At 56.0% G+C, this 15,536-nt stretch carries 12 protein-coding genes, 1 tRNA gene and 1 pseudogene; all 14 read right to left on the bottom strand.

The window, feature by feature from the left end; genetic code table 11:
• The coding region (locus BLP99_RS26540; protein WP_234358239.1) for a hypothetical protein at positions 1-62 on the bottom strand (62 nt) is incomplete at its 3' end.
• A gap of 31 nt (positions 63-93) precedes the next feature.
• Entirely contained in the window at positions 94-2,199 is a 2,106-nt protein-coding gene (fusA, locus tag BLP99_RS25885; RefSeq protein ID WP_072399291.1) for an elongation factor G, read from the bottom strand.
• A gap of 30 nt (positions 2,200-2,229) precedes the next feature.
• Entirely contained in the window at positions 2,230-2,700 is a 471-nt protein-coding gene (gene rpsG / locus BLP99_RS25880; protein ID WP_003186074.1) for a 30S ribosomal protein S7, read from the bottom strand.
• Between the two features lie 103 nt (positions 2,701-2,803).
• Positions 2,804-3,175 (bottom strand): 30S ribosomal protein S12, encoded by a 372-nt coding sequence (gene rpsL, locus BLP99_RS25875; RefSeq protein WP_003186084.1) that lies wholly within the window; start codon positions 3,173-3,175, stop codon positions 2,804-2,806.
• A 216-nt stretch (positions 3,176-3,391) separates the two neighbouring features.
• On the bottom strand, positions 3,392-7,591 hold the full coding sequence (gene rpoC, locus BLP99_RS25870; protein WP_072399289.1) for a DNA-directed RNA polymerase subunit beta': 4,200 nt from the start codon (positions 7,589-7,591) through the stop codon (positions 3,392-3,394).
• A 64-nt stretch (positions 7,592-7,655) separates the two neighbouring features.
• Positions 7,656-11,729 carry a DNA-directed RNA polymerase subunit beta gene (gene rpoB, locus BLP99_RS25865; protein WP_072399286.1) on the bottom strand — a complete coding sequence of 1,358 codons (4,074 nt, stop codon included), beginning with the start codon at positions 11,727-11,729 and terminating at the stop codon, positions 7,656-7,658.
• Positions 11,730-11,948: 219 nt separating this feature from the next.
• The gene (rplL, locus tag BLP99_RS25860) at positions 11,949-12,314 is read right to left on the bottom strand and encodes a 50S ribosomal protein L7/L12 (protein WP_072399285.1); all 366 of its coding nucleotides are present in this window, start codon (positions 12,312-12,314) and stop codon (positions 11,949-11,951) included.
• 79 nt (positions 12,315-12,393) lie between these two features.
• The gene (gene rplJ, locus BLP99_RS25855; protein ID WP_024776458.1) at positions 12,394-12,894 is read right to left on the bottom strand and encodes a 50S ribosomal protein L10; all 501 of its coding nucleotides are present in this window, start codon (positions 12,892-12,894) and stop codon (positions 12,394-12,396) included.
• A gap of 198 nt (positions 12,895-13,092) precedes the next feature.
• On the bottom strand, positions 13,093-13,788 hold the full coding sequence (rplA, locus tag BLP99_RS25850) for a 50S ribosomal protein L1 (RefSeq protein WP_072399283.1): 696 nt from the start codon (positions 13,786-13,788) through the stop codon (positions 13,093-13,095).
• Complete coding sequence (gene rplK / locus BLP99_RS25845; RefSeq protein ID WP_003176435.1) at positions 13,788-14,219, bottom strand: 50S ribosomal protein L11; 432 nt, start codon at positions 14,217-14,219, stop codon at positions 13,788-13,790. Before rplK ends, rplA begins: the two co-directional genes overlap by 1 nt.
• A gap of 117 nt (positions 14,220-14,336) precedes the next feature.
• On the bottom strand, positions 14,337-14,870 hold the full coding sequence (nusG, locus tag BLP99_RS25840; RefSeq protein WP_010443972.1) for a transcription termination/antitermination protein NusG: 534 nt from the start codon (positions 14,868-14,870) through the stop codon (positions 14,337-14,339).
• A gap of 9 nt (positions 14,871-14,879) precedes the next feature.
• Entirely contained in the window at positions 14,880-15,248 is a 369-nt protein-coding gene (gene secE, locus BLP99_RS25835) for a preprotein translocase subunit SecE (protein ID WP_072399281.1), read from the bottom strand.
• A gap of 45 nt (positions 15,249-15,293) precedes the next feature.
• Positions 15,294-15,369, bottom strand: a tRNA-Trp gene (locus BLP99_RS25830).
• A gap of 53 nt (positions 15,370-15,422) precedes the next feature.
• Positions 15,423-15,536, bottom strand: a pseudogene (locus BLP99_RS25825) (EF-Tu/IF-2/RF-3 family GTPase); the annotation flags it as partial.

Here is a 15,536-nt window from a genome sequence, read left to right as displayed (position 1 = left end):
ACGTGACCGATGGTGCCAACGTTGACGTGCGGTTTGTTCCGTTCAAATTTTTCTTTAGCCACGACAATTAACTCCTAGCTTAAAGGGGCTGAATCAGCCTTGCTTTTTGGTAACAGTCTCGACGATATGCGACGGAGCTGTGTTGTATTTTTTGAATTCCATAGAGTAGCTTGCGCGACCCTGAGACATGGAACGAACGTCGGTTGCGTAACCGAACATTTCACCCAACGGAACCTCAGCGCGAATCACTTTGCCGGAAACCGTATCTTCCATACCCAGAATCATGCCACGACGACGGTTAAGGTCGCCCATGACATCACCCATGTAGTCTTCAGGCGTAACGACTTCCACCGCCATGATCGGCTCAAGCAACTCACCACCACCCTTCTGGGCCAGCTGCTTGGTTGCCATGGAGGCAGCCACCTTAAACGCCATCTCGTTGGAGTCGACGTCATGGTAAGAACCATCGAACACAGTTGCCTTCAGGCCGATCAGCGGATAGCCGGCGACAACGCCGTTCTTCATCTGCTCTTCGATACCTTTCTGGATCGCCGGGATGTATTCCTTAGGAACCACACCACCTACGACTTCGTTCAGGAATTGCAGACCTTCCTGACCTTCGTCAGCCGGTGCAAAACGGATCCAGCAGTGACCGAACTGGCCACGACCGCCGGACTGGCGAACGAACTTGCCTTCGATTTCACAGCTCTTCGTGATGCGCTCACGATAGGAAACCTGAGGCTTACCGATGTTGGCTTCGACGTTGAACTCACGGCGCATCCGGTCAACCAGGATGTCCAGGTGCAACTCGCCCATGCCGGAGATGATCGTCTGACCAGTCTCTTCATCGGTCTTGACGCGGAAAGACGGGTCTTCCTGAGCAAGCTTGCCCAGAGCGATACCCATTTTTTCCTGGTCGTCCTTGGTCTTAGGCTCAACGGCAACCGAAATAACCGGCTCCGGGAAGTCCATGCGAACCAGGATGATCGGCTTCTCAGCGTTGCACAAAGTTTCACCAGTGGTGACATCCTTCATGCCAATCAAGGCCGCGATGTCGCCAGCGCGTACTTCCTTGATCTCTTCACGGGCGTTTGCGTGCATCTGCACCATACGACCCACGCGCTCTTTCTTGCCTTTTACCGAGTTGATCACGCCGTCGCCGGAGGCCAACACGCCCGAGTAGACTCGAACAAAGGTCAAGGTACCCACGAATGGGTCGGTAGCGATCTTGAACGCCAGAGCCGCGAACGGCTCGTCGTCACTTGCGTGACGCTCCATTTCCTCTTCCTCGTTATCCGGGTTGGAACCCTTGATAGCAGGAATGTCGGTTGGAGCAGGCAGGAAGTCGATAACGGCGTCAAGAACCAGGGGAACGCCCTTGTTTTTGAAGGAAGAACCGCAAACAGCCAGAACGATCTCACCAGCGATAGTACGCTGACGCAGAGCGGCCTTGATTTCCTCGTTGGTGAGCTCTTCGCCTTCGAGGTACTTGTTCATCAGCTCTTCGCTGGCTTCGGCCGCAGCCTCAACCATGTTGCTGCGCCATTGCTCGGCTTCTTCCAACAGTTCAGCAGGAATTTCCTTGCGAACAGGGACCATGCCCTTGTCGGAATCGTTCCAGTAGACCGCTTGCATGTTGATCAGATCGATCTGACCCTGGAAGTTGTCTTCGGAACCGATAGCCAGCTGGATCGGCACCGGAGTGTGACCCAAGCGCTGCTTGATCTGACCGATCACACGCAGGAAGTTGGCACCAGCACGGTCCATCTTGTTTACATAAACAAGACGCGGAACACCGTACTTGTTGGCCTGACGCCATACGGTTTCCGACTGGGGCTCAACACCCGAAGTACCACAGAACACAACTACCGCGCCGTCGAGCACACGCAGGGAACGCTCAACCTCAATGGTGAAGTCTACGTGGCCCGGGGTATCGATAACGTTGAAGCGATGCTCGTGCGGGTACTGCTTCTCAGAACCTTTCCAGAAGGCGGTGATAGCAGCAGAAGTAATGGTAATACCACGCTCCTGCTCCTGCACCATCCAGTCTGTGGTCGCGGCGCCATCATGCACCTCGCCCATTTTGTGACTTTTGCCAGTGTAAAAAAGGACGCGCTCGGTGGTGGTGGTCTTACCAGCATCCACGTGAGCAACGATACCGATGTTACGGTAGCGATTAATCGGTGTAGTACGAGCCATAAAGCCCTCGCAAATTGAGTGACGCTAAAATTAGAAGCGGTAGTGCGAGAAAGCCTTGTTGGCTTCAGCCATACGGTGCACGTCTTCACGCTTCTTAACTGCAGCACCTTTACCTTCAGCAGCGTCCAACAGTTCGCCAGCCAAGCGCAGAGCCATGGACTTCTCACCGCGCTTGCGGGCGAAGTCTACCAACCAGCGCATTGCCAGGGCGTTACGACGGGACGGACGAACTTCGACCGGAACCTGGTAAGTAGCACCGCCTACACGGCGCGACTTCACTTCGACCAGCGGAGCGATGGCGTCGAGAGCTTTTTCGAAGATTTCCAGGGGATCGCTGTTCTTGCGTTCCTTAACTTTGTCCAGTGCGCCATAAACAATACGCTCGGCAACGGCTTTCTTGCCGCTTTCCATAACGTGGTTCATGAACTTGGCGAGAATCTGGCTTCCGTATTTCGGATCGTCCAGAATCTCACGTTTGGCTGCTACGCGACGTCTTGGCATTGATAAGCCCTCAAACGGTCTTCAGGTTAGCCCGGGACAGCATGTGCGTGCCCGACCTTACTCTTATCGACTCAATAAAAATGAAAAACTGCAGAACGACCGATTACTTCGGACGCTTGGTACCGTACTTCGAACGACCCTGGTTACGACCTTTGACGCCGGAGGTATCCAAGGAGCCGCGAACGGTGTGATAACGAACACCTGGCAAGTCTTTTACACGACCGCCACGGATCAGAACCACGCTGTGTTCCTGCAGGTTGTGGCCTTCACCGCCGATGTACGAGGAAACCTCGAAACCGTTGGTCAGACGCACACGGCATACCTTACGCAGTGCCGAGTTAGGTTTTTTCGGCGTGGTGGTATACACACGGGTGCATACGCCACGACGTTGCGGGCAGTTCTGCAGCGCAGGCACGTCGGATTTCTCGACGATACGCTTACGCGGCTGACGTACCAGCTGGTTGATAGTTGCCATCTACTAGCTCCACTGTTGTCTTGCGACGCTATTGTCTTACAAGAAAAGCAAAATGGCAGGAACGTATTCCCGCCAAATTTAGGGGATCAAGAGTCTAAAGAGGATCTTGCCCCCAGTCAAGGCAAGGCCCCGACCTCCCCGCCCGCCGAATCTCGACATTTTGTCTCGATCCGCCGAACGGGATGATCAGGGCCAGGCACTCAATTACCGCAGAACTCAGTTACCACTCGAGTTCAACGCTTCGGTCAGTGCAGCTTCCACTTCACTGGCGCTTACGCGCAGTGGCTTGTCTGCATCACGGCGACGCTTACGCTCACTGTGATAGGCCAAACCTGTACCAGCCGGGATCAGACGCCCCACGACCACGTTTTCTTTCAGGCCGCGCAGGTAGTCGCGCTTGCCGGTAACCGCCGCCTCGGTCAGTACTCGAGTGGTTTCCTGGAAGGAAGCCGCCGAGATGAACGATTCGGTGGACAGCGATGCCTTGGTGATACCCAGCAGCACACGAGTGAACTTGGAGACGAACTTGTCTTCGGCCGCCAGACGCTCGTTCTCCACCAGCACGTGAGTCAGTTCCATCTGGTCGCCCTTGATGAAGCTGGAATCGCCGGACTCGGTGATCTCAACTTTACGCAGCATCTGACGCAGGATGGTCTCGATGTGCTTGTCGTTGATCTTCACGCCTTGCAGACGATAAACGTCCTGGATCTCGTTCACGATGTACTTGGCCAGCGCACTCACGCCCAGCAGACGCAGGATGTCGTGAGGATCGCTCGGACCGTCGGAGATAACTTCGCCGCGGTTTACCTGTTCGCCTTCGAAGACGTTCAGGTGACGCCACTTCGGAATCAACTCTTCGTACGGATCGCTACCGTCGTTCGGAGTAATGACCAGACGGCGCTTGCCCTTGGTCTCCTTACCGAACGCGATGGTGCCGCTGACTTCAGCCAGAATCGAAGCTTCCTTCGGACGACGGGCTTCGAACAGGTCGGCAACACGCGGCAGACCACCGGTGATGTCACGGGTTTTCGAAGTTTCCTGCGGGATACGAGCGATAACGTCACCGATCGCGATCCGCGCGCCGTCCGCAACACCGACCAGGGCGTTGGCGGGCAGGAAGTACTGGGCGATTACGTCAGTACCTGGCAGCAACAGGTCCTTGCCGTTGTCGTCGACCATCTTCACGGCAGGACGGATGTCCTTGCCGGCAGCTGGACGGTCTTTGACATCGAGCACTTCGATGTTGGTCATACCGGTCAATTCGTCGGTCTGACGCTTGATCGTGATGCCCTCTTCCATGCCCACATAGGTCACGGTACCTTTCATCTCGGTGACGATTGGGTGAGTGTGCGGATCCCACTTGGCGACGATGGCGCCAGCGTCGACCTTGTCACCTTCCTTGACCGAAATCACGGCACCGTACGGCAGCTTGTAGCGCTCACGCTCACGACCGAAGTCGTCAGCGATCGCCAGCTCGCCGGAACGCGATACGGCAACCAGATGACCGTCCACTCGCTCGACGTGCTTCAGGTTGTGCAGGCGGACAGTACCGCCATTCTTCACCTGGACACTGTCGGCCGCGGAGGTCCGGCTTGCAGCACCACCGATGTGGAACGTACGCATCGTCAGCTGGGTACCCGGCTCACCGATGGATTGGGCAGCGATAACGCCGACTGCTTCACCGATGTTCACCTGGTGACCACGAGCCAGGTCGCGACCGTAGCACTTGGCGCAGATGCCGTAGCGGGTTTCGCAGCTGATCGGCGAACGCACGATCACTTCGTCGATGCTGTTGAGCTCGATGAATTCGACCCACTTTTCGTCGACCAGAGTACCGGCAGGAACGATGACGTCCTCGGTACCTGGCTTGAACACATCACGGGCAATTACACGACCCAATACGCGCTCACCCAACGGCTCTACAACATCACCACCTTCAATGTGAGGGGTCATGAGCAGGCCATGCTCGGTGCCGCAATCGATCTCGGTCACAACCAGATCCTGCGCAACGTCTACCAGACGACGAGTCAGGTAACCGGAGTTCGCCGTTTTCAACGCGGTATCCGCAAGACCCTTACGAGCACCGTGAGTGGAGATGAAGTACTGGAGTACGCTCAAGCCCTCACGGAAGTTCGCGGTGATTGGCGTCTCGATGATGGAGCCGTCCGGCTTGGCCATCAGACCACGCATACCGGCGAGCTGACGAATCTGCGCAGCAGAACCCCGCGCGCCCGAGTCGGCCATCATGTACATCGAGTTGAAAGATTCCTGCTCGACTTCGTCGCCATGCCGATCGATGACTTTCTCTTTCGAGAGGTTGGCCATCATCGCCTTGGATACTTCATCGTTGGCCTTGGACCACAGGTCGATCACCTTGTTGTACTTCTCGCCCTGGGTTACCAGGCCGGAGGCGTACTGACTTTCGATCTCTTTCACTTCTTCGGTAGCGGTACCGATGATGCGGGCCTTTTCATCCGGGATAACGAAGTCGTTAACACCGATGGAGACACCGGAAATGGTCGAATAGGCGAAACCGGTATACATCAGCTGGTCAGCGAAGATCACGGTCTCTTTCAGACCAACCACGCGATAGCACTGGTTGATCAGCTTGGAGATCGCCTTTTTCTTCATTGGCAGGTTGACGACGTCGAAGGACAGACCTTTCGGCACAACCTGGAACAACAGCGCACGGCCGACAGTAGTGTCGACGATACGAGTGTTGGTCACGCTGTTGCCATCGCGATCGTTCACGGTTTCGTTGATGCGAACCTTGACCTTGGCGTGCAGTGCGGCTTCGCCAGCACGGAACACGCGGTCAACTTCCTGCAGGTCCGCGAACACACGACCTTCGCCCTTGGCGTTGATCGCTTCACGAGTCATGTAATAGAGACCCAATACAACGTCCTGCGAAGGAACGATGATTGGCTCACCGTTGGCGGGCGACAGGATGTTGTTGGTCGACATCATCAGCGCACGCGCTTCGAGCTGGGCTTCCAGCGTCAGCGGTACGTGAACGGCCATCTGGTCGCCGTCGAAGTCGGCGTTATACGCAGCACAGACCAGCGGGTGCAGCTGAATAGCCTTACCTTCGATCAGTACTGGTTCGAACGCCTGGATACCCAGACGGTGAAGGGTCGGCGCACGGTTGAGCAGCACGGGGTGTTCGCGAATTACTTCGGCGAGAACGTCCCAGACCTCTGGCAACTCGCGCTCGACCATCTTCTTGGCCGCTTTGATGGTGGTAGCGAGACCACGCATCTCCAGCTTGCCGAAAATGAACGGCTTGAACAGCTCCAGAGCCATTTTCTTAGGCAGGCCGCACTGATGCAGGCGCAGGGTCGGACCAACGGTAATAACCGAACGACCGGAGTAGTCAACGCGCTTACCGAGCAAGTTCTGACGGAAACGACCCTGCTTGCCCTTGATCATGTCAGCCAGGGATTTCAGAGGACGCTTGTTGGAACCGGTGATAGCGCGGCCGCGACGACCGTTGTCGAGCAACGCGTCGACCGCTTCCTGCAACATACGCTTTTCGTTGCGCACGATGATGTCCGGGGCGGACAGGTCAAGCAGGCGCTTCAAACGGTTGTTACGGTTGATCACTCGACGATACAGGTCGTTGAGGTCGGAAGTCGCGAAACGACCGCCATCGAGCGGAACCAGAGGACGCAGATCTGGCGGCAGCACCGGCAGAACGGTCAGCACCATCCACTCTGGCAGGTTGCCGGAACCCTGGAAAGCTTCCATCAACTTCAGACGCTTGGACAGCTTCTTGATCTTGGTTTCGGAGTTGGTTTGCGGAATCTCTTCACGCAGGCGACCAATCTCGTGCTCCAGGTCGATAGCGTGCAGCAGTTCACGGACAGCTTCGGCACCCATGCGGGCATCGAAGTCATCACCGAACTCTTCCAACGCTTCGAAGTACTGCTCGTCGTTGAGCAGCTGACCTTTTTCAAGGGTGGTCATGCCTGGATCGATAACGACATAGCTCTCGAAATAGAGAACACGCTCGATATCACGCAGGGTCATGTCCATCAGCAGGCCGATACGGGACGGCAGTGACTTCAGGAACCAGATATGGGCAACCGGCGACGCCAGCTCGATGTGCGCCATGCGCTCACGACGAACTTTTGCCAGCGCAACTTCAACGCCGCACTTCTCGCAGATCACGCCACGATGCTTCAAGCGCTTGTACTTACCGCACAGGCACTCGTAGTCCTTTACCGGGCCAAAGATCTTGGCGCAGAACAGGCCGTCACGCTCAGGCTTGAACGTACGGTAGTTGATGGTTTCCGGTTTTTTTACTTCACCGAACGACCACGAACGGATCATCTCAGGCGAGGCCAATCCGATACGGATGGCGTCGAACTCTTCGACTTGACCCTGGTTTTTCAGCAAATTCAGTAGGTCTTTCAAGGCCTTTCCTCCTGGCGGAGCAGAGAGCGGGCTAAACAGCCCCGCTCTCGATTCGCGTCACGTGTTATTCGGTTTCCAGATCGATATCGATGCCGAGGGAACGAATTTCCTTGATCAACACGTTGAAAGACTCGGGCATGCCCGGCTCCATACGGTGATCGCCGTCCACGATGTTCTTGTACATCTTGGTCCGGCCGTTCACATCGTCCGACTTCACTGTGAGCATTTCTTGCAGAGTGTATGCAGCACCGTACGCTTCCAGTGCCCAGACCTCCATCTCCCCGAAACGCTGACCACCGAACTGCGCCTTACCACCCAGCGGTTGCTGGGTAACCAGGCTGTAAGAACCGGTAGAACGAGCGTGCATCTTGTCGTCCACCAAGTGGTTCAGCTTCAGCATGTACATGTAGCCAACGGTAACCGGGCGCTCGAACTTGTTGCCGGTACGACCATCGAACAGCTGCATCTGGCCGCTTTCTGGCAGGTCAGCCAGTTTCAGCATGGCCTTGATTTCAACTTCCTTGGCACCGTCGAATACCGGAGTGGCCATTGGAACGCCGCCCTTGAGGTTCTTCGCCAGATCCAGGATCTCCTGGTCGGAGAAGCTATCAAGATCTTCGTTACGACCGCCGATCTCGTTGTAGATCTCGTGCAGGAACTTGCGCAGGTCAGCGACCTTGCGCTGCTCTTCAAGCATGCGGTTGATCTTCTCGCCCAACCCTTTGGCCGCGAGACCCAGGTGAGTTTCAAGGATCTGACCGACGTTCATACGCGAAGGTACGCCCAGCGGGTTGAGGACCACGTCGACCGGGGTGCCGTTGGCATCGTGCGGCATGTCTTCAACCGGCATGATCACGGAGACCACACCCTTGTTACCGTGACGACCGGCCATCTTGTCGCCCGGCTGGATGCGACGACGGATTGCCAGGTAAACCTTGACGATTTTCAACACGCCTGGAGCCAGGTCATCGCCCTGCTGCAGCTTGCGCTTCTTGTCTTCGAACTTGTCATCCAGCAGACGGCGACGATCAACGATATAGGCCTGGGCCTTTTCGAGTTGTTCGTTCAGCGCGTCTTCGGCCATGCGCAGTTTGAACCACTGGCCATGCTCGAGACCGTCGAGAACTTCGTCGGTGATTTCCTGACCTTTCTTCAGGCCAGCGCCACCTTCAGCCTTGTGGCCGACCAGGGCGGAGCGCAGACGTTCGAAAGTTGCACCTTCAACGATACGGAACTCTTCGTTCAGGTCCTTGCGGATCTCGTCGAGCTGGGTCTTCTCGATGGACAAGGCACGAGCATCACGCTCAACGCCGTCGCGAGTGAAGACCTGCACGTCAATGACGGTGCCCTTGGTGCCGGTTGGCACGCGCAGGGAGGTATCCTTAACGTCGCTGGCTTTCTCACCGAAAATGGCGCGCAGCAGTTTTTCTTCCGGAGTCAGCTGGGTTTCGCCTTTCGGAGTCACCTTACCAACCAGGATGTCGCCAGCGCCTACTTCAGCACCCACATAAACGATACCGGCTTCGTCCAGCTTGTTCAGCGCAGCTTCACCCACGTTCGGGATGTCCGCGGTGATTTCTTCCGGGCCAAGCTTGGTATCACGAGCCACACAGGTCAGTTCCTGGATGTGGATCGTGGTGAAGCGGTCTTCCTGCACTACACGTTCGGACAGGCAGATGGAGTCTTCGAAGTTGAAGCCGTTCCACGCCATGAACGCGATGCGCATGTTCTGGCCCAGTGCCAATTCACCCATGTCGGTGGACGGACCGTCGGCCATGATGTCGCTGCGCTGAACCCGATCACCCTTGCTCACCAGCGGACGCTGGTTGATGCAGGTGTTCTGGTTGGAGCGGGTGTACTTGGTCAGGTTGTAGATGTCGACACCGGCTTCGCCTGGTTCGACTTCATCATCCGCAACACGAACCACGATACGGCTGGCATCGACGGAGTCGATCACACCACCACGACGAGCAACGACACAAACGCCGGAGTCACGGGCAACGTTACGCTCCATGCCGGTACCTACCAGCGGCTTGTCGGCACGCAGGGTTGGTACGGCCTGACGCTGCATGTTCGAGCCCATCAATGCACGGTTGGCGTCGTCGTGTTCCAGGAATGGAATCAAAGAGGCCGCAACCGAAACCACCTGCTTGGGCGAAACGTCCATCAAGGTGACATCTTCCGGCGCCTTGACGGTGAACTCGTTCAGGTGACGGACGGCCACCAACTCGTCGGTCAGCTGACCTTTTTCGTTCATGGTCGCCGAAGCCTGGGCGATCACGTGATCGGCCTCTTCGATGGCGGACAGGAACACGATCTCGTCGGTTACCAGACCTTCTTTCACCACGCGGTACGGGCTTTCCAGGAAGCCGTACTGGTTGGTGCGGGCATAGGCAGCCAAGGAGTTGATCAGACCGATGTTCGGACCTTCCGGCGTTTCGATCGGGCATACACGACCGTAGTGGGTCGGGTGTACGTCACGAACTTCGAAGCCCGCACGCTCACGAGTCAGACCACCTGGGCCGAGCGCGGAAACACGACGCTTGTGAGTGATCTCGGACAGCGGGTTGTTCTGGTCCATGAACTGGGACAGCTGGCTCGAGCCGAAGAACTCTTTCACCGCGGCCGCTACCGGCTTGGCGTTGATCAGGTCCTGAGGCATCAAGCCTTCGCTTTCAGCCATCGACAGGCGTTCCTTGACCGCGCGCTCTACACGCACCAGGCCTACGCGGAACTGGTTCTCGGCCATTTCGCCTACGCAGCGAACACGGCGGTTACCCAGGTGGTCGATGTCGTCGACAATGCCCTTGCCGTTACGGATGTCGACCAAGGTCTTGAGCACCGCAACGATGTCGTCCTTGTTCAGAACGCCCGAACCTTCGATTTCGGTGCGACCGATACGACGGTTGAACTTCATCCGGCCGACCGCAGACAGGTCATAGCGCTCAGGACTGAAGAACAGGTTGTTGAACAGGGTCTCGGCGGCATCCTTGGTTGGCGGCTCGCCAGGACGCATCATGCGGTAGATCTCGACCAGAGCCTCCAGTTGGTTACCGGTGGAGTCGATCTTCAACGTATCGGAAATGAACGGACCGCAATCGATATCGTTGGTGTACAGCGTCTCGATGCGAACGACCTGAGCCTTGACGATCTTCGCCAGGATTTCGGTGCTCAGCTCGGTATTGCACTCTGCCAGGATCTCGCCGGTGGCCGGGTGAACGATGGCCTTGGCCGTGGTGCGCCCAAGGACGTAGTCCATAGGCACCTGCAGCTCTTTGATTCCGGCCTTTTCCAGCTGGTTGATATGACGAGCGGTAATACGACGACCTTGCTCGACAATGACCTTGCCTTTGTCATCCTGGATATCCAGGACCGCGATTTCACCGCGTAGGCGCTGAGGCACCAGCTCCAGGCTGAGGTTTTCGCCCTGCACGTGGAAGACGTTGGTGGTGTAGAACGCGTCGAGGACTTCCTCGGTGGTATAACCGAGGGCCCGCAGCAATACCGATGCAGGCAGCTTGCGACGACGGTCGATACGCACGAATACACAGTCTTTCGGGTCGAACTCGAAGTCCAGCCAGGAGCCGCGGTAAGGAATGATACGTGCAGAGTAAAGCAGCTTGCCGGAGCTGTGCGTCTTGCCGCGGTCGTGATCGAAGAACACGCCTGGAGAACGGTGCAGCTGGGAAACGATTACACGCTCGGTACCGTTGATAACGAAGGTACCGTTTTCAGTCATCAGGGGGATTTCACCCATGTAGACTTCTTGCTCTTTGATGTCCTTGATCGCTTTGTTCGACGACTCTTTGTCGAAAATGATCAGGCGCACTTTTACCCGCAAAGGTACGGCGTAAGTCACACCGCGCAATACGCATTCTTTGACATCAAATGCCGGTTCGCCCAGGCGATAACCGACATACTCCAGCGCAGCATTGCCGGAGTAGCTGATGATCGGGAAAACGGATTTGAAGGCCGCATGCAGGCCCACGTCGCGGAACTGATCTTTAGTCGCTCCCGCTTGCAAGAATTCACGATACGAATCCAGCTGGATGGCCAGGAGGTACGGCACATCCATGACGTCCGGCAACTTGCTAAAGTCCTTGCGGATACGTTTTTTCTCAGTATATGAGTAAGCCATCAGCGTTCCCCAGCTTGGTCACCTGCTTGTTTGGCCCCTCCCGACGGGAGCAGCCAGAAAATCGTGCAAACCCCATGGTTTGCGCCACCGCCTCGGGTGGTTACAGCTCGTTATCAGCACCGACCCAGTCGGCTGCCAATAACGGAAAAAGGCCGGTGGCAAAAGCCACCAGCCATCAGCCTTTCGCTCGACGCTCGGGCTGGAGACGCAAGGTCGAAATTACTTGATTTCGACGGTAGCGCCTGCTTCTTCCAGCTTCTTCTTCGCGTCTTCAGCAGCTTCTTTGCTAACGCCTTCAGCGATAACCTGAGGAGCGGTGTCAACCTTCTCCTTGGCTTCTTTCAGACCCAGACCGGTCAGTTCGCGAACAGCCTTGATCACGTTTACTTTCTTGTCGCCAGCGGCAGCCAGAACAACGTTGAACTCGGTTTGTTCTTCAACAACAGCAGCTGGACCAGCAGCAGCAACGGTAGCAGCAGCAGCGGTAACGCCGAACTTCTCTTCCATTGCCTTGATCAGCTCAACGATTTCCATTACGGATTTTTCGCCGATTGCTTCGATGATTTGTTCGTTAGTCAGAGACATGACTCAATTCCTGAATTGGGGGATAGCCGGCACGGCCATCGAAATAAACAAAAATACGCGAGAAAGGAAACGCTCAGCCTCAGGCTGCAGCAGCTTCTTTCTGATCGCGAATTGCCGCCAGAGTACGAGCCAACTTGCTGGTAGCGCCCTGAATCACGCTCATCAGCTGAGAAATTGCTTCGTCACGGGTCGGCAGAGTTGCCAGCACGTCGATTTGGTTTGCTGCGAGGAACTTGCCCTCGAACGCAGCTGCCTTGATCTCGAACTTGTCCTGACCCTTGGCGAACTCTTTGAAGATACGAGCAGCAGCGCCCGGATGTTCCTTCGAGAATGCGATTAGGGTCGGGCCGACGAACGCGTCGTTGAGCACGTCATATTGAGTGCCTTCAACAGCGCGCTTGAGCAGGGTGTTACGTACTACACGTACGTAAACGCCAGCTTCGCGGGCCTCTTTACGGAGTCCGGTCATAGCGCCTACTGTTACGCCACGGGCATCAGCCACGACAGCGGACAGAGCGACTTTGGCAGCCTCGTTGACTTCAGCGACGATGGCCTTCTTGTCTTCGAGTTTAATTGCCACGGGTTTAACTCCTGCTTGTTACCGTTTCATCCGGTCGAAACCGAATGTCGTTTTGGTGTCTGATTCGGTAAGGAACCGGGAGCACCATCTGCGTAGGCTTGTGGTTTAAGACTTGCGTCGCCTACGGTCTTGGATAGCCCCCGCCAGGCAGGGACCCCAATTTTTCAATTGGCGCAATCGCTTGCGCCAATTCGAGTCTTACGCGTCGAGCGAGCTCTGGTCGATGACCAGACCTGGGCCCATAGTGGTGCTCAGGGTAACGCGCTTGACGTAGATACCTTTCGAGGAGGCCGGCTTGATACGCTTCAGGTCAGCGATCAGGGCTTCAACGTTTTCCTTCAGCTTGACGGCATCGAAGCCGATCTTGCCAACGGAGGTGTGGATAATGCCGTTCTTGTCGGTGCGATAACGAACCTGACCAGCCTTGGCGTTTTTAACCGCGGTAGCTACGTCTGGCGTAACGGTGCCGACCTTAGGGTTAGGCATCAGGCCACGAGGACCGAGAATCTGGCCCAGTTGACCTACAACGCGCATGGCATCAGGGGATGCGATGACAACGTCATAGTTCAGCTCGCCAGCTTTCATTTCGGCAGCCAGATCGTCCATGCCTACACGATCTGCACCGGCAGCCAGAGCAGCTTCGGCTGCTGGACCCTGGGTGAAGACAGCGACGCGAACGGTCTTACCAGTGCCATGTGGCAGCACGGTAGCGCTACGAACGACCTGGTCGGATTTACGTGGATCAACACCCAGGTTAACAGCAACGTCGAACGACTCGCTGAACTTGACAGTCGACAGCTCAGCCAGCAGTGCGGCGGCATCTACAAAGTTGTAGGCCTTGCCTGCTTCGATCTTGCTGGCGATAGCCTTTTGACGCTTGGTCAGCTTAGCCATTACACACCCTCCACGTTAAGGCCCATGCTACGAGCAGAACCGGCGATAGTACGCACGGCTGCATCCATATCAGCTGCAGTCAGATCCGCGTTTTTGGTTTTCGCGATCTCTTCCAGCTGAGCACGGGTAACAGTGCCAACCTTAACGGTGTTCGGACGAGCGGAACCGCTGGTCAAACCTGCTGCCTTCTTCAGCAGTACCGAAGCAGGTGTGCTTTTTGTTTCAAAAGTGAAGCTACGGTCGCTGTATACAGTGATGATCACTGGAGTCGGCAGACCCGGCTCAAGACCCTGAGTACGGGCGTTGAAGGCCTTGCAGAATTCCATGATGTTGACACCGTGTTGGCCCAGGGCAGGACCAACGGGTGGGCTTGGGTTAGCCTGAGCGGCCTTCACTTGCAGCTTGATGTAAGCGGTAATCTTCTTGGCCATGAGGCACTCCAATTACGGGTTCAAACGCCTCGAAAGGCTCCCCGGTTACTTGCGCGTTTATCCCAGTGACGACAAAACCCCACAGCCTTGGGCTGTGGGGTTGGGATGCTTGCCCAATCAGACCTTTTCGACCTGACTGAACTCCAGCTCCACCGGAGTAGAGCGACCGAAAATGAGCACCGCGACCTGAATCCGGCTCTTTTCGTAGTTAACTTCTTCAACCGTGCCATTAAAATCAGCGAATGGACCATCGGTGACTCGTACAACCTCACCAGGCTCAAACAACGTCTTAGGCTTAGGCTTGTCGCTACCATCAGCGACGCGACGCAGAATCGCCTCTGCTTCTTTATCTGTAATAGGTGCCGGCTTATCAGCAGTACCACCAATAAAGCCCATGACGCGAGGGGTATCCTTGACCAAGTGCCAAGTCCCTTCGTTCATATCCATCTGCACCAGCACGTAACCTGGAAAGAACTTGCGTTCACTTTTGCGCTTCTGGCCATTACGCATCTCAACCACTTCTTCAGTGGGGACCAGAATCTCGCCAAAGCCATCTTCCATGCCAGCCAGCTTTACACGCTCTATCAGAGAGCGCATGACATGCTTCTCGTAACCCGAGTAAGCATGCACAACGTACCAACGCTTAGCCACGGGACACCCTTAGCCAACAATCAAGGAAACAAGCCAACCGAGCAGGGAATCAAGCCCCCACAACAGCAACGCCATCACCAAAACAACAGCCACGACAATCAACGTGGTCTGAGTGGTTTCCTGGCGAGTTGGCCATACGACTTTACGGATCTCGGTTCGAGCTTCCTTAGCGAGTACGAAGAAAGACTTACCCTTGGCCGTCTGCAAACCCACGAAGGCAGCAACAGCAGCAATGGCAAGCAATGCCAGTACACGATACAGGATCGGCGATGCAGAGTAATACTGATTGCCAACAACGCCAACAACCACCAAAGCGACTACCACTAGCCACTTGAGCAGATCGAAGCGAGAGCTTTGAGCTTCAGCTTTAGGAGTCATCTATGAAGATCCTGTGAAAAGAAAGCCAGACACATCGAGTGAATCTGGCAGGTCAGGAGGGAATCGAACCCCCAACCTACGGTTTTGGAGACCGTCGCTCTGCCAATTGAGCTACTGACCTAAAACAAAATCAGGCCGACCATTATGCCGGCCCGAAAAAGACATTACAACCGTTTACTCGATGACTTTGGCGACGACGCCAGCGCCGACGGTACGACCGCCTTCACGGATAGCGAAACGCAGACCATCTTCCATCGCGATCGGCTTGATCAGGGTGACAGTCATCTG

It is taken from the genome of Pseudomonas sp. NFACC32-1, assembly GCF_900101215.1.
Lineage (GTDB): Bacteria > Pseudomonadota > Gammaproteobacteria > Pseudomonadales > Pseudomonadaceae > Aquipseudomonas.
The sequence above is the reverse complement of the archived record's forward strand: the minus strand, read 5'-3'. Positions and strand labels throughout refer to the sequence as shown.

Excerpts from the sequence above, each read along its gene's own strand:
- rpsG (WP_003186074.1), bottom strand. The coding sequence starts at position 2,700 with ATGCCAAGACGTCGCGTAGCAGCCAAACGTGAGATTCTGGACGATCCG.
- secE (WP_072399281.1), bottom strand. The coding sequence starts at position 15,248 with ATGACTCCTAAAGCTGAAGCTCAAAGCTCTCGCTTCGATCTGCTCAAG.
- rplK (WP_003176435.1), bottom strand. The coding sequence starts at position 14,219 with ATGGCCAAGAAGATTACCGCTTACATCAAGCTGCAAGTGAAGGCCGCT.
- fusA (WP_072399291.1), bottom strand. The coding sequence starts at position 2,199 with ATGGCTCGTACTACACCGATTAATCGCTACCGTAACATCGGTATCGTT.
- rpoB (WP_072399286.1), bottom strand. The coding sequence starts at position 11,729 with ATGGCTTACTCATATACTGAGAAAAAACGTATCCGCAAGGACTTTAGC.
- rplL (WP_072399285.1), bottom strand. The coding sequence starts at position 12,314 with ATGTCTCTGACTAACGAACAAATCATCGAAGCAATCGGCGAAAAATCC.
- rplA (WP_072399283.1), bottom strand. The coding sequence starts at position 13,788 with ATGGCTAAGCTGACCAAGCGTCAAAAGGCTATCGCCAGCAAGATCGAA.
- rpsL (WP_003186084.1), bottom strand. The coding sequence starts at position 3,175 with ATGGCAACTATCAACCAGCTGGTACGTCAGCCGCGTAAGCGTATCGTC.